The 15,427-nt window shown below is 55.4% G+C and carries 16 protein-coding genes, 5 tRNA genes and 1 pseudogene; 2 read left to right on the forward strand and 20 right to left on the reverse strand.

The features are described 5' to 3' along the window. Nucleotides 1–12: 12 nt before the first annotated feature. Nucleotides 13–951, forward strand: a complete 939-nt coding sequence (zitB, locus tag AC1M2H_RS19425; protein WP_480148668.1) for a CDF family zinc transporter ZitB — start codon at nucleotides 13–15, stop codon at nucleotides 949–951. Here the strand turns inward: zitB and pnuC are convergent. Both pnuC and nadA read right to left on the reverse strand, forming a co-directional pair. Continuing rightward, the gene (pnuC, locus tag AC1M2H_RS19430; protein WP_480148669.1) at nucleotides 948–1,667 is read right to left on the reverse strand and encodes a nicotinamide riboside transporter PnuC; all 720 of its coding nucleotides are present in this window, start codon (nucleotides 1,665–1,667) and stop codon (nucleotides 948–950) included. The genes zitB and pnuC overlap by 4 nt on opposite strands. A gap of 33 nt (nucleotides 1,668–1,700) precedes the next feature. After that, a complete protein-coding gene (nadA, locus tag AC1M2H_RS19435; RefSeq protein ID WP_480148670.1) occupies nucleotides 1,701–2,744 on the reverse strand; it encodes a quinolinate synthase NadA in 1,044 nt (347 codons plus the stop codon). 310 nt (nucleotides 2,745–3,054) lie between these two features. On the opposite strand from nadA, the gene AC1M2H_RS19440 reads away from it, so the two are divergent. Continuing rightward, a complete protein-coding gene (locus tag AC1M2H_RS19440; protein WP_480148671.1) occupies nucleotides 3,055–3,192 on the forward strand; it encodes an aldehyde dehydrogenase family protein in 138 nt (45 codons plus the stop codon). Between the two features lie 151 nt (nucleotides 3,193–3,343). Here the strand turns inward: AC1M2H_RS19440 and AC1M2H_RS19445 are convergent, their stop codons facing one another. The 18 genes and pseudogenes from AC1M2H_RS19445 to ybgC all read right to left on the reverse strand — a co-directional run bounded on the left by AC1M2H_RS19445 (nucleotide 3,344) and on the right by ybgC (nucleotide 15,388). Beyond that, the gene (locus tag AC1M2H_RS19445) at nucleotides 3,344–4,546 is read right to left on the reverse strand and encodes an MFS transporter (protein ID WP_480148672.1); all 1,203 of its coding nucleotides are present in this window, start codon (nucleotides 4,544–4,546) and stop codon (nucleotides 3,344–3,346) included. A gap of 417 nt (nucleotides 4,547–4,963) precedes the next feature. After that, nucleotides 4,964–5,149 carry a DUF6130 family protein gene (locus tag AC1M2H_RS19450; protein ID WP_480151990.1) on the reverse strand — a complete coding sequence of 62 codons (186 nt, stop codon included), beginning with the start codon at nucleotides 5,147–5,149 and terminating at the stop codon, nucleotides 4,964–4,966. 1 nt (nucleotide 5,150) lies between these two features. After that, a pseudogene (locus tag AC1M2H_RS19455) lies at nucleotides 5,151–6,358 on the reverse strand (IS3 family transposase). Nucleotides 6,359–6,433: 75 nt separating this feature from the next. Then, nucleotides 6,434–6,745, reverse strand: a complete 312-nt coding sequence (locus tag AC1M2H_RS19460; RefSeq protein WP_480148673.1) for a DUF6130 family protein — start codon at nucleotides 6,743–6,745, stop codon at nucleotides 6,434–6,436. A gap of 75 nt (nucleotides 6,746–6,820) precedes the next feature. Beyond that, nucleotides 6,821–7,183, reverse strand: a complete 363-nt coding sequence (locus AC1M2H_RS19465; protein WP_480151991.1) for a YdgH/BhsA/McbA family protein — start codon at nucleotides 7,181–7,183, stop codon at nucleotides 6,821–6,823. Between the two features lie 584 nt (nucleotides 7,184–7,767). Next, nucleotides 7,768–8,367 carry a TetR/AcrR family transcriptional regulator gene (locus AC1M2H_RS19470; protein ID WP_480148674.1) on the reverse strand — a complete coding sequence of 200 codons (600 nt, stop codon included), beginning with the start codon at nucleotides 8,365–8,367 and terminating at the stop codon, nucleotides 7,768–7,770. Nucleotides 8,368–8,696: 329 nt separating this feature from the next. Next, nucleotides 8,697–8,772, reverse strand: a tRNA-Lys gene (locus AC1M2H_RS19475). A gap of 130 nt (nucleotides 8,773–8,902) precedes the next feature. After that, nucleotides 8,903–8,978, reverse strand: a tRNA-Lys gene (locus AC1M2H_RS19480). Between the two features lie 143 nt (nucleotides 8,979–9,121). Next, nucleotides 9,122–9,197, reverse strand: a tRNA-Lys gene (locus tag AC1M2H_RS19485). Between the two features lie 3 nt (nucleotides 9,198–9,200). Beyond that, a tRNA-Val gene (locus AC1M2H_RS19490) sits at nucleotides 9,201–9,276 on the reverse strand. A gap of 130 nt (nucleotides 9,277–9,406) precedes the next feature. Continuing rightward, nucleotides 9,407–9,482, reverse strand: a tRNA-Lys gene (locus AC1M2H_RS19495). A gap of 161 nt (nucleotides 9,483–9,643) precedes the next feature. Further along, nucleotides 9,644–10,441 (reverse strand): cell division protein CpoB, encoded by a 798-nt coding sequence (gene cpoB / locus AC1M2H_RS19500; RefSeq protein ID WP_480148675.1) that lies wholly within the window; start codon nucleotides 10,439–10,441, stop codon nucleotides 9,644–9,646. Between the two features lie 9 nt (nucleotides 10,442–10,450). Continuing rightward, nucleotides 10,451–10,975, reverse strand: coding sequence for a peptidoglycan-associated lipoprotein Pal (pal, locus tag AC1M2H_RS19505; RefSeq protein ID WP_004859700.1), 525 nt, complete (start codon nucleotides 10,973–10,975; stop codon nucleotides 10,451–10,453). Nucleotides 10,976–11,009: 34 nt separating this feature from the next. Continuing rightward, the gene (gene tolB, locus AC1M2H_RS19510; RefSeq protein WP_480151992.1) at nucleotides 11,010–12,302 is read right to left on the reverse strand and encodes a Tol-Pal system beta propeller repeat protein TolB; all 1,293 of its coding nucleotides are present in this window, start codon (nucleotides 12,300–12,302) and stop codon (nucleotides 11,010–11,012) included. 129 nt (nucleotides 12,303–12,431) lie between these two features. Further along, the gene (tolA, locus tag AC1M2H_RS19515; RefSeq protein ID WP_480148676.1) at nucleotides 12,432–13,760 is read right to left on the reverse strand and encodes a cell envelope integrity protein TolA; all 1,329 of its coding nucleotides are present in this window, start codon (nucleotides 13,758–13,760) and stop codon (nucleotides 12,432–12,434) included. A 102-nt stretch (nucleotides 13,761–13,862) separates the two neighbouring features. After that, nucleotides 13,863–14,291, reverse strand: coding sequence for a colicin uptake protein TolR (gene tolR, locus AC1M2H_RS19520; protein WP_045854505.1), 429 nt, complete (start codon nucleotides 14,289–14,291; stop codon nucleotides 13,863–13,865). Between the two features lie 3 nt (nucleotides 14,292–14,294). Continuing rightward, entirely contained in the window at nucleotides 14,295–14,987 is a 693-nt protein-coding gene (tolQ, locus tag AC1M2H_RS19525) for a Tol-Pal system protein TolQ (protein ID WP_426815415.1), read from the reverse strand. Continuing rightward, the gene (gene ybgC, locus AC1M2H_RS19530; RefSeq protein ID WP_426815416.1) at nucleotides 14,984–15,388 is read right to left on the reverse strand and encodes a tol-pal system-associated acyl-CoA thioesterase; all 405 of its coding nucleotides are present in this window, start codon (nucleotides 15,386–15,388) and stop codon (nucleotides 14,984–14,986) included. Before ybgC ends, tolQ begins: the two co-directional genes overlap by 4 nt. Nucleotides 15,389–15,427: the final 39 nt, after the last annotated feature.

Here is a 15,427-nt window from a genome sequence, read left to right on the forward strand (position 1 = left end):
GGGGATGACACCATGGCGCACTCGCATACTTCACCTCAGCAGCCGCAGGATAATAACGCTCGCCGCCTGCTGCTGGCCTTTATCGTCACCGCCGGCTTTATGGTGGTTGAGGCGATCGGCGGCGCGCTCTCGGGCTCTCTGGCGCTGCTGGCCGATGCCGGCCATATGCTTACCGACTCCGCCGCCCTGCTCTTCGCCCTGCTGGCCGTTCGTTTTGCCAGCCGCCCACCCAACGCCCGCCATACCTTCGGCTGGCTGCGCCTGACGACCCTCGCCGCCTTCGTCAACGCCATCGCGCTGGTGGTGATTACCATTCTAATCGTATGGGAAGCGATTCAGCGTTTTAATCATCCGCAGCCCGTCGCCGGGGCGGCGATGATGGCGATCGCCGTCGCCGGGCTGCTGGCCAATATTCTGGCCTTCTGGATCCTTCACCGCGGCGGCGAGGAGCGCAACCTTAACGTTCGCGCCGCGGCGCTGCACGTGCTGGGGGATTTACTCGGTTCAGTGGGAGCGATTATCGCCGCGATCGTGATTTTAACCACCGGCTGGACGCCAATTGACCCGATTTTGTCGGTGCTGGTTTCCTGCCTGGTGCTGCGCAGCGCCTGGCGGCTGCTGAAGGAGAGCCTGAACGAGCTGCTGGAGGGGGCGCCGCATTCGCTGGATGTTGACGCTCTGAAACGTGATTTACGCCGCTCGGTGGCCGAAGTTCGCGACGTGCATCATGTCCACGTCTGGCTGGTCGGGGAAAAAACGGTGATGACGCTGCACGTGCAGGTCATCCCGCCGCACGATCACGACGCCCTGCTGAATCGTATCCAGGAATTTTTGCACCACAAGTATGACGTTGAGCACGCCACCGTACAGATGGAGTATCAGCCCTGCAGCGGCCCGGAGTGCCGCCTTAACACGGCTCACTCCGGGCACGCCCATCAGCATCATCACTAACGAGAAAACGCGTGAGAACCCCGCTCGCGCGCGCTGTTGATCCACAACCGGCTGCCGTTGAGGGCAATAAAGGTCAGCAGCATGTATTCCAGCGACATCGCGTAGACGCCCTGCCGCGCAAAAATGACCACGCTGATCACGTTAATGATCACCCACAGCAGCCAGTTCTCAACGTATTTGCGGGTCATCAGGATCATGGCGGCGATCGACAGCACCATCATGCAGGAGTCCCAGAACGGGAAAGCATCCGGCTGTAGCGCCGGCATAGTGACCTGTAACCCCAGCCCCTGCATCAGCGCCACCGCCACCCGCGTCAGGAAGGCGAACACCGGATCGATAAATACCGTCATCAGGCCAATCGCCACCGCGCACGCCGCCAGCCAGCCCAGCGCTTTGGGCAGCGGCAGCCAGCGGATCTGCAGCGCGGCCTCGTGGCTGCTGGTCTGCCGCGACCAGGCGTACCAGCCGTAGACGTTAGCCACGAAGAAAAATACCTGCAGCAGCAGGCTGGCATAGAGCTGGATCTGGAAGAAGATAATGGCAAACAGGGTGACGTTAATCAGCCCAAAGGCATAGTTGCCGATCTTTTCCAGGCTCGCCAGCCAGATGCACAGCAGCCCGGCAATCGTCCCGACGGCCTCAATCCAGGAGAGATCGTACCCTCCGGCCCCAATGGGTATATGTACCAAAATATTCTGCGTACTTAAAAAATCCATCTTTTCCCCAGAGCGTATTACACGCGTTGTCGGTTATCCCCGTAGTGTAGCCGCAAAATCCAGCATTCTGTTAAGCGGAATTAATGCGCCGGTGCGCAGCTGCTCGTCAACCTGAATCTCGTGCGCCGCGCCGCCGTGCTCGAGACCTTCGGCAATCGCCTTCAGGCCGTTCATCGCCATCCACGGGCAGTGGGCGCAGCTGCGGCAGGTAGCGCCTTCGCCGGCCGTTGGCGCCTCCAGCAGCTCTTTCTCCGGCACCGCCTGCTGCATTTTATAGAAGATGCCGCGATCGGTGGCGACAATCAGCTGGCGCTGAGGCAGCGTTCTCGCCGCATTGATGAGCTGGCTGGTAGAACCGACGGCATCGGCCATATCCACAATCGACTGCGGCGATTCCGGATGCACCAGCACCGCGGCGTCGGGGTACAGCGCCTTTATTCGGGTCAGCGCCTGGGTTTTAAATTCATCGTGAACGATACAGGCCCCCTGCCAGCACAGGACGTCTGCGCCGGTCTGTTTTTGTACGTAATTGCCCAGGTGGCGGTCCGGCGCCCAGATGATCTTTTCGCCCAGGCTATCAAGATGCTCAATCAGCTCAACCGCAATGCTGGAGGTCACCACCCAGTCAGCACGGGCTTTTACCGCCGCGGAGGTATTGGCGTAGACCACTACGGTGCGATCCGGATGCGCATTGCAAAACTGGCTGAACTCATCAATGGGGCAGCCGAGATCGAGGGAGCACTCGGCGTGGAGCGTCGGCATCAGGATGGTTTTTTCCGGACTGAGGATTTTTGCCGTTTCCCCCATGAAACGCACGCCGGCAACCAGCAGCGTGGATGCCGGGTGCCGGGCGCCAAAGCGCGCCATTTCCAGAGAGTCCGAGATACACCCGCCGGTCTCTTCCGCCAGCTGCTGGATTTCGGGGTCGGTATAGTAGTGGGCAACCATGACCGCATCGCGTTCGCGCAGCAGGCGCTTGATCTTTTCGCGATAAAAGTGCTTTTCATCGCGGTTTAACGGCATCGGCTTGGGGGGAAAAGGATAAATCGCCGTTTCAGGGTCAAACATTACGCTCATCTTGCAATCTCGTTTTACTGGCTTAACTCAAAGACCGTTAAAATGCCTTCACGCGGCACCGGGACGGCCGTAGTGTTTTATATGCTAAACAAGATAGCCGATTGTACAGAAAATGTCGTGGGAAATTTATCTGCGGGAGTGCGAGTTAAGCCTTTTCAATCGCCGAGAGTAACTGTCAACCTCACTATTTTAAAAAGCTCCTGGTGCGCGCGGCATCTGAACATTGCCAGATCGGCAGACGCTGAAGCCCTTCGCGCTACCGCGTGGCGCTAAACGCCACGGCTCGCTTCCCTTATCCCGACGCTCTCTCATGCAGCCGGAGTTTGTCGTCGGCCCGCTGATTAATCAGCGGGCGATCGATAAAGTCACCACTCTGGTTAACAACGCCGTCGCCAGAGGAGCGACCGTTCGTCTGGGCGGGAAACCGCGTGCGAAGCCTATTCTATGAGGCAACGATTCTGTACGATCTGGGTGCTCCATTTGAAGTACATAGCACGGCAAACACAGGTGACAATCGTTTCACTGCGATAAGGGTCGAAAGTAACTTTCTGAACACGAGGTATTTCTCCGGTGATATGCAAATAATTAAACAGTCTCTGCTAAACGTGCGTATGACGAGCCCCGGCCCTGAAGCCGTGCGTACGCGCCGACAGGGCAATCAGGAATCCGACAATCAGCACCAGCGCCAGCGTAATCGGGAAAGACGCGGCCCCCCACGTATTGAGCAAAATGCCGCCGACAAGCCCACCGCCCGCGATGGCGCCGTTCCAGACCACAACGTTCATCGACAGCGCCACATCGGCCCCCTCGCCGGCGGCATCCGCCAGTGCGGTTTGCAGCAGGGTTGCCGCACCACCGAACGTGAGCCCCCAAACGGCCACACCGATGTAGATGAAAGCCGGTACGCGTGCCAGCCAGATGAACAGCAGAGAGACAATGGCGAATAGCGCCAGACTACCCAGCACCGTGCCGCGCAGTCGGTTATCAACAAGGCGACCGGTGACGCCGATAGCAACGAGCGCGGCCACGCCGAATATCAGCAGCACCACGTCCACGTGATCAGCCAGCCCCGCCTGCGCGACAAACGGCGAAATGTAGGTATAGAGAATGTTGTGCGCCAGCATCCAGGACACCACCACGCCGAGCACCGGCCGCACTCCGGGCGTCATGAACACCTGACGTAAAGACAAACGCTCGTGGCCGCCCTGCCCCGGATAGTCCGGTACCCGGGCAAGCACCCATACGATTAACACCAGGGTCAGCGCAGACATGATCCCGAATGCGCTGCGCCAGCCGATTGCCGTACCAAGCCATGTACCCAAGGGCACACCGAGGGAGAGCGCGACTGGCGTGCCGACCATCGCCACCGCCAGCGCCCTGCCCTGCTGATGGATCGGCACCATGCGGCGGGCGTAGCCGGCCAGCAGGCTCCACGCCAGCCCCGCGGCAACGCCCGCGAAGAAGCGGGCGACAAGCGTCAGCCAGTAGTTCGTTGAGAGCGCTGTGACCGAATTAAAAACAAGGAAGCCGATGATGGCCAGTAGTAGCACGCTACGCCTGCGCCAGCCTTGCGTGGCGATGGTTAACGGGATAACGGCCAGCAGCGAACCCAGCGCGTAGACCGTGACGGTTTGGCCCGCCAGAGCGGTGGAAATGCCGAGCCCCGCAGCCATCTGCGGTAGCAGACCGGCCGGTAGGGTTTCGGTAATAATGCAGATAAACCCGGTCATGGCCAGCGCCAGGAGCGCCGCCAGAGGCAAACGCTCATCCCTGGCAGTGGCCGTTGAAAACGAAGTCGTCATGGTGTTCTTTCTCATTAAAGGGAGGTCTGGCAAGGCTACCGCTGCCGGACAGCTGCCATATATGTATCGATCGGTACATTAATGACCCACAGGCGGTCTGTCAACAAATTACGTATCGATCAGTACATATCTAATAAAAGACTGCGGGGGAGAAAAGTGGCAGAAAAGGGCCTTCGATCGGATAAGGCGGCGGCACGCGCGCTGCATCTCTGCAGGCAAAAGGTTATGGGCCAGCGTCGCCGGGCTGGCTTAAAGCGGGCCCTGACGGCGGCATTTCGGTAAGCCGCTTCAACTTAAATGACGCATTATTATCTCAGGAGTAATATCAGATTTACCGTGCGCGATGAGCAAAATAAAATGCCAGCTATCAGACTGGCCTTTTATTTTCCGGCATTCAGTTTATCCTGCCGGCTTAAATCAGGGCACCATAATCTTAATTGTCTGAACCTCAATAACGCTATGGGCGGCATCGACAAGCTCGATTTTTACCTTATGCTCGCCGTGCGTCAGCGGGCCAAAATAAATAGGGTCAGTTATTGCATGTATCCAGTTCCACCCGTTGCCATTTGATCTTGACCCGCCATCTCCGGACAGCTTTTGTATCTTAAGTTAACGATGCCCGCTGCCGCCGGTACTCTCTCGGAGAGTGATATCCCAGCGCACTGTGCGGGTGATTTTCATTCTAGTGATTGAACGCCGCTGCAAGGTTCTGTAGCGCTGTTCCCACATCTGGTTTTGGCATGAACGCGATGTAATCTTCCTTCATCGTTTTCACGAACCGTTCGGCCATGCCGTTACTTTGTGGGCTGCTCACCGCTGTTGTACACGGCTCCAGATTCAGTTCTCGCGCGAACTTCTTCGTTTCATGCGCGGTGTACGCTGAACCGTTATCTGTCAGCCACTGCACTGGTTTACCCGGCAGCGTGCTACCGAAGCGCCTTTCCACTGACCTCAGCATCACATCCTGTACCGTTGAACTGTCGTAGCCTCCCGTGCTCGCTGCCCAGTCTATGGCCTCCCGGTCGCAACAGTCCAGTGCGAACGTCACCCGAAGCTTCTCGCCGTTGTCACAACCGAACTCGAAGCCGTCTGAACACCAGCGCATATCGCTTTCCGCTACCGCGATTTTGCCTTTATGCTCCCGCTTCGGACGCTCTGGTTTATCACGCAACAACAGCAGGTTATGCTCGCTCATTATCCTGTAAAGCCGTTTGGCGTTCACCGGTGGAAGTCCCTCTACACGGCGTTGCTTACGCAGGATACCCCACACCCGCCGGTAACCGTAGCTGGGCATGTCGCTGATGATGCCGAGGATCTCCGACAGTATCTCTGCATCAGCTTCGTCATTACGCCGGTTGCTGCGCCTGTCCTGCCAGTCGGCAGAGCGGCTCACCCGCAGTGATAACTGCGCACGCGACACGCTCATGGTGCGACTAACCAGAGCTATTCCCCGTCCTTTGGCAACAAGGGCGCGTGCGCTATCCATTTTCGCGACTGGCCGTACTCCACCGCTTCTTTGAGGATCTCAACTTCCATCGTCTTCTTACCCAGGAGACGCTGTAGTTCCCGGACCTGTTTGAGTGCAGTCGCCAGCTCCGAAGCCGGAACCACTTCCTCTCCGGCCGCAACGGCGGTGAGGCTACCTTCCTGATATTGCTTCTTCCATTTAAACAGCAGACTGGGCTGAATACCGTGCAGACGAGCAACGTGGGAGACATTCATACCCGGCTCCATTGTTTGCTGGATGATGGCAATTTTCTCTTGCGGAGTCTTACGCTTACGGGCTTCTTGCCCTAACAGGATCCCGGTCATCTCAAAATTAACATGGTTGTTAGACATATATTTAAGCCTATCTCTTATCTGGAGATACAGCTACTGTCCGGTGTTTCAGGGGGCTACATCACCATCAACCATCACGTGCAGATGACCAATCATTGGCCTGAGCGCTGTCGCCTCTTTGCCGTGTATTTCCGTATACAGCGGAAGAATTTTCATATTATCAACCTGAAAAGGCAAAAAGACATATCCATCTTTCAGAACATCTTTTTCTGGCTCAAAGAGCGTTAATTTAGGCTTAGCTTCATTGGCCATTTGGGATGCGCCGGATAACTGTGCATCAGGCTGAGAATGGACATGCTGTTCGGCAGCATGTGCGGAGAACATATAGAACAAACCCAAAAAGGATAAAGCTGCATACATGGCTATCTTCCTGTCGGTGATTTTCGTACGTTAAAAGAGGCAGATAAAAGCGGTATTAACTCAAAAGTTAAGCTGTTACTTCAGGATTTCCGCGGTCGCGAACAGCTTATTTTTACCACCCACCCCCGTGATACGAACCGCACTCCCTCCCATGCTTTTGGCTTTTGCATGCAGAATCTGCTCAGACTGGTCCAGGGTCCCGGCGCCCGTGACGGAAACGTGACCGATAATGCTTCCCGATGCGGGCTCCTGCTGCGCGGCGATTAACGGCGTAGACGCCACCAGACCCGCTAAAATTGCCGCAATAAAATATTTCTTCGCCATCAAATCCTCTACAAACATAATTAAATTCAAAGCCGCCGTTAACCATAATAAAAAACATCGGGGTACAACGGATATGCCAGAGAAATCCTCCGCAGCGCTATCTGGCCTTAACATCGCTCTCACATCTGACATTTAAATGCTATCGACTATTTTTCTCTTTTATGTGGAGGTTACATGGAGGCTGGATGGAGAAGTGTTAATAAATGAAATCACATTCCGGTAATATAATAAAAGCTATCCTTACCGAAGGTGATGTCGATATCGCCAGAGTATTAATAGATTAATTAGACCGTAAAGGTTTTAGCGTTTTCGATACTGGTAAGGCATCGATTATGTGCGGAAATATGATCCTGACGTTATCATCCTGGATATACAAATGTCCCGCAGAAAACCTCGGACTGCCTCGACAACGCGCCGGTGATAAGGCGAAGCGTGACGGATACGAATATTGATAAGATTTCAGCGCTGCGGAAAATGATCTTCGCCCGCTGCGGCCTGGTGACCGCAGGCCCGAGCGCCAGAAACATCTCTCCACGAACGTCACGGCTACGCTGGCGGTTGCAACTTGTCACCATTGCGGCGCTATATTGTTAAGGAGATATCATGATCGGTCTCGTTTCCGAAGAAGTCCTCGACCTCGCCTGAAAGTTCGGGGGAAAGGAGCGAGGCTCGCTATATGAGGAGCCCTTTACTACGCATTAATTCCATAGTTTCATCAGCGCCGTAATCGAGGCATTAAGAGCCGAAATTTTTATCCCATCCCGGGCTAACAGAGAGACCCCCAGCAGGAAACCGTTAAACGTTATTCCTAAAGACCGGGCATCGGTTTCCGCCGAAAGCTCACCTGCCGCGATGCCGCGTTCGACGCAGTGGATAAATCCTTCTAGCGTTCGCGCACGCGAATCAGATAGTGGTTTTACAACATGAGCATACTCTGGCATAGGCGCACTCATGGTGCCCAACGCCACCATACAGCCCCTGGGATGCCCGGACTCGCACTGCATTTTCGTCGAGCGCCGCAGGGCCAGTTCAATCGCCTCCCTGGGCGCAATAGTATCGTCCCAAAGGCAGTCGGTAACCCGGCCATAGCTATTCAGATAGCACTGTACCGCTTCGGTAAACAGCGCCTCCTTAGAACAAAAGGCAGCATAAAAGCTCGGTGCGGAGATCCCTCCCCCGATTTTCGCCTTTAATTGAGCGAGCGAGGTCGATTCGTAGCCCTGTTCCCAGAAGAGAAGCATCGCCTGCTCAACGGCCAGCTGACGATCGAATGTCCTGGGGCGCCCCATTTGTGCCATTAAATCCTCCGGTTATCAGAACTTAAATACTACTCGATACAGAAAGCCTTAACAAGCGATGCCAGAATAAGTCCGGACGTATTAGTGCCTATCATTGGTATTTTCCCGGGTCTGATCTGGCAGGTAGAGACTATTAATAGAAAACGCCTGCAGCGATAGTGAAGAGCCTGATGTTATTCATATGCGCCACAGAAAGCATCCAGAGCCGTTTCTTGCATCTATATGCACATCTTTGAGGAAGCACGTAAGGTGCTGTCATAACGGCGGCAGGTTCGAATCGTTAAGTTCTGTGCATAGTAAAAAGGCGCCTTTAGGGCGCCTTTTTACATTGGTGGGTCGTGCAGGATTCGAACCTGCGACCAATTGATTAAAAGTCAACTGCTCTACCAACTGAGCTAACGACCCCTTACGGGTTTACTGCTTTAATCATTCCGGATGCTGGGTCGTGCAGGATGACTCGTCTTTGCCTCGCCCTACGGGCCGTTGCTGCACAACGTTATCCTTCACTTTTTCTACCGCTAAATACTTTAAGCATTGGTGGGTCGTGCAGGATTCGAACCTGCGACCAATTGATTAAAAGTCAACTGCTCTACCAACTGAGCTAACGACCCGCTCGGGTACTGCCTGAATAATTTTTACTCGTCACCAATAAAATTGGTGGGTCGTGCAGGATGACTTGGCTGCGCCTCGCCCTACGGGCCATTGCTGCGCAATGTTATCCTTCACGCTTAACATCTGAGTAAGACGTTAAAATTGGTGGGTCGTGCAGGATTCGAACCTGCGACCAATTGATTAAAAGTCAACTGCTCTACCAACTGAGCTAACGACCCGAGTGGTGGGTGATGACGGGATCGAACCGCCGACCCCCTCCTTGTAAGGGAGGTGCTCTCCCAGCTGAGCTAATCACCCGATACTACGCTGGATACTGCTGCTAACTAAGTTAGCGGTGGGTCGTGCAGGATCTTCGCCTCGCCCTACGGCACCGTTGCTAATGCAACGTTATCCTTCACGTTTTACTATCGCGTTCCACCAGAACGATTGGTGGGTCGTGCAGGATTCGAACCTGCGACCAATTGATTAAAAGTCAACTGCTCTACCAACTGAGCTAACGACCCGCTTTTTCATCGCTTCAGGCTTGTTTGATATCCCGTGGCAACGGCGGCATATATTACTGATTTAAGAATTCAGCGCAACAAGTATTTCGATAAAAAACATCTGACTGCTTAGGATTCACGCGACAAGACCAGAAATACTGCAATTTCTGGTCATGGCATAATCATCCGAGCGCGTTAAGACGTTTCTGAGCCTGTTTTGCGCCATCGGTACCAGGAAATCTACCGACCACCTGCTGGTAAACAGCCTTCGCTTTTGCGGTATCACCTTTGTCCTGCATGATCACGCCGACTTTAAACATCGCATCCGGCGCTTTCGGGGATTTAGGGTAATTCTTCACCACCGAAGCGAAATAGTAGGCCGCATCGTCCTTTTTCCCCTTGTTGTAATTCAACTGACCGAGCCAGTAGTTGGCGTTCGGTTGATAGGTTGAATCCGGGTACTTTTTAACGAAATTCTGAAACGCAGCCATCGCATCATCCTGGCGGGACGAGTCCTTCACCAGCGCAATAGCGGCGTTGTAATCGGTGTTCGCATCGCCAGTCAGCGCCGGAACGCCGGAGTTCGCCGCGGGTGCCGCAGGAGCGGCCGCTGCGCCCTGCCCGTCGCCAGACGATGCCGCCGGCGCCTGCGCATCCGTCGTCGCTCCACCGCTGCTCATACCGTTAATTTGCAGCAGGATCTGTTTCTGGCGCTCAACAACCTGATTAAGCTGATACTGACTTTCCTGAATCTGCCCGCGCAGGGAATCAATATCGTTCTGGTTATCGGAGAGCTGTTGCTGAAGCTGGGTTAAAAGCTGGCTGTGAGCGTTAGAAATACGCTCAAGTTGGGTGACGCGGTCTTCGACCGAGCCTGAGCCGACACTACTGATTGGCGCCTGAGCAAAAGCGGCCCAGTGGGCCGCTATGCCAACCAGTAACGACAGACTCAACAGATGATGTCTGAAGTTACTGCTCATGCAATTCTCTTAGTAAACCAGTACGGCGCGACGGTTTTTAGCGTAAGCCGCTTCGTCGTGGCCCAGTACTGCAGGTTTTTCTTTACCGTAAGAAACGATGGAGATCTGGTCAGCAGAAACACCTTTGCCCTGCAGATACATCTTCACGGCGTTAGCACGACGTTCGCCCAGAGCGATGTTGTATTCCGGAGTACCGCGCTCATCCGCGTGACCTTCAACGGTCACTTTGTAGGACGGGTTGCTGCGCAGGAAGTTAGCGTGCGCATCCAGCATTGCAGCGAAGTCAGAACGGATATCGTACTTGTCGAGATCGAAGTAAACGATGTTGTTCTGCTGCAGCTGCTGCATCTGCAGACGAGCCTGCTCTTCAGAAGACATGTTGCCGCCGTTAGCGTTAGCATCCATACCAGTGCCGGCACCCAGCATGCCTTCACCGCTCTGGTCGTTGCTGGCGTTCTTGTTGGAAGAACATGCCGCGATTGCCATAACCGGCAGAGCGATCATCAGCCCTTTCAGCACTTTGTTCAGTTGCATTTCTTTGATTCCTTTAATAATCAATTATTTATTATCACAGATACGGAGACCAGGCAGGGGATTTTACCTGTCCATCAGTCGCCGGAATACGCGCTTTGAAACGCCCATCTGTAGAAACCAGATTCAGCACGGATCCCATCCCCTGAGAAGAGCTGTAGATAACCATAGTGCCGTTAGGTGCCAGACTTGGCGTTTCATCCAGGAACGTTGACGACAGAACCTGTACGCCACCCGCTACCAGATCTTGTTTGGCAATGTGCTGCTGGCCGCTGGCCGAGCTTACCATCACCATAAATTTGCCGTCGGCGCTCACGTCAACATCCTGGTTCTGCGAACCTTCCCAGGAAATACGCTGCGGAGTACCGCCGTTAATGCCAACTTTATAAATCTGCGGACGACCGGCCTGGTCAGATGTAAAGGCCAGGCTCTGGCTGTCCGGGAACCAGCTTGGTTCGGTGTTGTTGCTGCGACCGTTGGTCACCTGACGCATCTGACCCGAGCCCAGATCCATCACGTACAGCTGCAGGCTACCGGTTTTCGACAGCGCGAAGGCCAGCTTGCTGCCATCCGGCGAGAAAGCCGGCGCGCCGTTATGCTGCGGGAACGAGGCAATCTGACGCACCGCGCCGTTAGCCAGGGTCTGCACGACCAGCGCGGAGCGACCGCTTTCGAAGGTCACGTAAGCCAGCTTAGAGCCGTCAGGAGACCAGGCCGGAGACATCAGCGGCTGCGGCGAACGGTGGACAACAAACTGGTTGTAGCCGTCGTAGTCGGACACGCGCAGCTCATACGGGAACTGGCCGCCGTTGGTCTGCACAACGAAAGCGATACGGGTACGGAACGCACCCTTAATCGAGGTCAGCTTCTCAAATACCGCATCGCTGGCGGTGTGACCCGCATAGCGAAGGTACTGTTTAGTCACCTTATAAGAGTTTTGTGCCAGAATCGTGCCCGGCGCACCGCCGGTATCGACCAGCTGGTAGGCAACGTTGTAAGAACCGTCCGGGTTTGGCGTAACCTGGCCGACGACCACGGCGTCAATACCCAGCGCGGACCATGCGGCAGGCTGAACTTCCTGCGCGCTTCCCGGCTGCTGAGGCAGGCGCGAGCGATCCAGCGGGTTGAATTTACCGCTGTTGCGCAGGTCAGCCGCCACCACGCCGCCAATATCTTCAGGAGCAGCACCCGGCCCGGCCCACTGGAACGGTACGACGCCGATCGGGCGTGCCGAGTCCACCCCTTGGGTGATCTCGATACGTACTTCTGCGTGCAGCACTGCCGCCCACAGCATTAAAAAACCAAATGCTACTCGTAATGCCTGCTTCATCATATCTCCCTTATCCGGGCGGAAAGCCCACGATAATTTAGCAGAATGTTAACAAACTCAAATACACAAAACTACCAAAACCCGGTTACAACCATAGGTTGTTTTGCCCCGTTTGCACGGGGAAAACTATTACAGTTTAAAGTCTAGTTTGGCATCTTTTATTTTCTCATAAACTGCCTGGCTAGGTGGTTTCGGAATCCTCGCCGTTTTAGCCGCCGTCAATGCGGCCTGGCAAAGAGCCGGATCCCCACCTTCCTGTTGTATATCAAGCAATTGTCCATCAGGACCTAGCTTAATATGCAGCACACAAGACTTTCCTGCATATAAATCAGCACCGTACAAACGGCTCTGAATAGCATTACGAATCTGCGATGCGTAGCCGCTGATATCCGCGCCAGACGCCCCGCCGTTGCTGCCCGAAGTGCCGGTTGAATTCGCCGGCTGCCCCTGCCCTTTCGCTCCGCCACCTTTCGGCGCATTCTTACCCGAGCTCAGGTCGCCGAGCAGATCGTCAACGCCGCTCGCCTCTTTCGCCGCTGCTGCCTTTTTCGCTGCGGCAGCTTTCGCCGCGGCGGCCTTGGCAGCCTTATCCGCGGCCGCTTTTTCCGCTGCTGCTGCTTTGGCGGCGGCGGCTTTCTCCGCCTTTTCTGCTGCGGCTTTTTCTGCCGCTGCTGCTTTATCGGCCGCGGCCTTTTCAGCGGCGGCTTTCGCTGCAGCCGCTTTGTCCGCCGCAGCCTTCTCGGCGGCGGCCTGCTTAGCCGCGTCCTGCTGCGCTTTCTTCTCGGCCTGCTGCTGCGCTTTTTTGGCCGCTTCGGCCTCAGCTTTCTTCTGCGCGTCTGCCGCCGCTTTCGCCTCGGCTTTTTTCTGCGCGTCCGCTGCGGCTTTCGCCGCTTCCGCTTCCGCCTGCTTTTTCGCATCGGCGGCAGCCTTGGCTGCGGCAGCTTCCGCGGCTTTAGCCTGGGCATCCGCCTGCGCTTTGGCGTCAGCTGCGGCTTTAGCCGCCGTTTCCTGCGCCTCTTTCGCCTGAGCGTCAGCCTTCGCCTTCGCCGCTGCGGCCGCTTTCTCTGCGGCCTCTTCGGCCTGCTTCTGCTGCTCTTTCGCTTCTTTAGCCGCTTCCTGAGCCTGCAGGCGATCCTGCTCCAGCTGCTTCAGACGCTCCTGCTCTGCGGCCTGTTTTTCACGCAGCTCTTCGGCCTGCTGCTGAGCCTGCTTTTCACGCTGCTCCGCGGCGCGGCGCGAGCTGGCCTGCTGCTGCTGCTGACGGTTGTAGTTGTTAATGACCGCCCCAGGATCGACCATCACCGCATCAATGGAAGAGCCTCCTCCGCCACCGGATAAGGTATCCAGATGCTCATCGAACGAACTCCAGATCAGCAGCGCGATCAGAATGATGTGCAGCACGACTGAAACTATGATGGCTCGTTTAAGCTTGTCGTTTTGTTCGGTTGCCTTTGACACTATCGGTTCCCAAAAACTGTTCGCCTGTTCCCGCTTTTCTCGCAGGCGACGAGCCTGTTTCTCTCGTCGCCTGCGTCCTGCGGGCGCACATATCTGTAGCGATTAAATAGGCTTGGTCATTAAGCCAACCGATTTAACCCCTGCGCTATGCAACAGGTTAAGCGCTTTAATAATTTCATCGTAAGGTACGTCCTTCGCGCCGCCGATCAGGAACACCGCTTTCTCATTGGCCTCGAGTCGGCGCTTCGCTTCGGCAATAACCTGCTCCGGCGGCAACTGCGACAGCGTCTCCTGGCCAACCTTCACGCTGTACTGCCCGACGCCGGAAACTTCAACAATCACCGGCGGTTCGTCGTTGCTTTTAACCGCCTGCGATTCGGTAGCATCCGGCAGGTCGACCTCTACGCTCTGCGTAATGATCGGCGCTGTTGCCATAAAGATCAGCAGCAGCACCAACAAGACATCCAGCAGCGGAACGATATTGATCTCGGACTTCAGTTCGCGACGTCCGCGTCCACGTGCTCTGGCCATGGCTTACCCCTTATTGCTTTCGCTGCTGGTAAAGGCCTGACGGTGCAGAATCGCGGTGAACTCTTCCATAAAGTTGTCGTAGTTCAGTTCAAGTTTGTTCACCCGCTGGTTCAAACGGTTATAGGCCATTACCGCCGGGATTGCCGCAAACAGACCGATTGCCGTGGCGATAAGCGCTTCGGCGATACCCGGCGCAACCATCTGCAGAGTCGCTTGTTTCACCGCCCCAAGGGCGATAAAGGCGTGCATAATCCCCCAAACGGTACCAAACAGGCCGATATACGGACTGATGGAGCCGACGGTTCCGAGGAACGGGATATGCGTTTCCAGGGTTTCCAGCTCGCGGTTCATGGAGATGCGCATGGCGCGCGAGGCCCCTTCAACCACCGCCTCAGGCGCATGGCTGTTGGCGCGATGCAGGCGGGCAAACTCTTTGAAACCACTGTAGAAAATCTGTTCCGAACCGGCCAGGTTATCGCGACGGCCCTGGCTTTCCTGATACAGGCGAGACAGCTCAATACCCGACCAGAACTTATCTTCAAAGGCCTCGGCCTCGCGGGTTGCGCTATTGAGGATACGCGTTCTCTGAATAATGATAGCCCAGGAAGCGATAGAAAAACCAATCAAAATCAACATGATAAGTTTAACCAGAAGGCTGGCCTTCAGGAACAAATCAAGGATATTCATGTCAGTCACTGCTTAAACTCCGCGACAATAGACTTGGGAAGCGCACGAGGCTTCATTAAGAGTGGATCAACGCACACAATAAGAACTTCAGCTTCGTTTAACACTGTATTCTCGGCGTTGACGATTCGCTGCGTGAAGACCAAAGCGGTGCCGCGCATCGAAGATATTTCCGTCTGGATTTCGAGCATGTCGTCGAGCCTGGCGGGCGCAAAATATTCAAGCGTCATTTTGCGAACCACGAAGGCAACTCGCTCAGCCAGCAATACCTGCTGACTGAAGTGATGGTGGCGCAGCATCTCCGTACGCGCTCTTTCATAAAAAGCAACGTAGCTGGCGTGGTAAACCACACCACCGGCATCGGTATCTTCGTAGTAGACCCGAACCGGCCATCGAAACATATACTTATTCATTCCTGCTGCCTCTTTGTTGGCTTCGTCCGCTCACGCCAG

It is taken from the genome of Klebsiella sp. F11 (assembly GCF_056712265.1).

What these genes read in the sequence shown, in the direction of transcription:
- zitB (WP_480148668.1), top strand. Translation starts at nt 13, where the DNA reads ATGGCGCACTCGCATACTTCACCTCAGCAGCCGCAGGATAATAACGCT.
- pnuC (WP_480148669.1), bottom strand. Translation starts at nt 1,667, where the DNA reads ATGGATTTTTTAAGTACGCAGAATATTTTGGTACATATACCCATTGGG.
- nadA (WP_480148670.1), bottom strand. Translation starts at nt 2,744, where the DNA reads ATGAGCGTAATGTTTGACCCTGAAACGGCGATTTATCCTTTTCCCCCC.
- AC1M2H_RS19440 (WP_480148671.1), top strand. Translation starts at nt 3,055, where the DNA reads ATGCAGCCGGAGTTTGTCGTCGGCCCGCTGATTAATCAGCGGGCGATC.
- AC1M2H_RS19445 (WP_480148672.1), bottom strand. Translation starts at nt 4,546, where the DNA reads ATGACGACTTCGTTTTCAACGGCCACTGCCAGGGATGAGCGTTTGCCT.
- AC1M2H_RS19460 (WP_480148673.1), bottom strand. Translation starts at nt 6,745, where the DNA reads ATGTATGCAGCTTTATCCTTTTTGGGTTTGTTCTATATGTTCTCCGCA.
- AC1M2H_RS19465 (WP_480151991.1), bottom strand. Translation starts at nt 7,183, where the DNA reads ATGTTAAGGCCAGATAGCGCTGCGGAGGATTTCTCTGGCATATCCGTT.
- AC1M2H_RS19470 (WP_480148674.1), bottom strand. Translation starts at nt 8,367, where the DNA reads ATGGCACAAATGGGGCGCCCCAGGACATTCGATCGTCAGCTGGCCGTT.
- cpoB (WP_480148675.1), bottom strand. Translation starts at nt 10,441, where the DNA reads ATGAGCAGTAACTTCAGACATCATCTGTTGAGTCTGTCGTTACTGGTT.
- pal (WP_004859700.1), bottom strand. Translation starts at nt 10,975, where the DNA reads ATGCAACTGAACAAAGTGCTGAAAGGGCTGATGATCGCTCTGCCGGTT.
- tolB (WP_480151992.1), bottom strand. Translation starts at nt 12,302, where the DNA reads ATGAAGCAGGCATTACGAGTAGCATTTGGTTTTTTAATGCTGTGGGCG.
- tolR (WP_045854505.1), bottom strand. Translation starts at nt 14,291, where the DNA reads ATGGCCAGAGCACGTGGACGCGGACGTCGCGAACTGAAGTCCGAGATC.
- ybgC (WP_426815416.1), bottom strand. Translation starts at nt 15,388, where the DNA reads ATGAATAAGTATATGTTTCGATGGCCGGTTCGGGTCTACTACGAAGAT.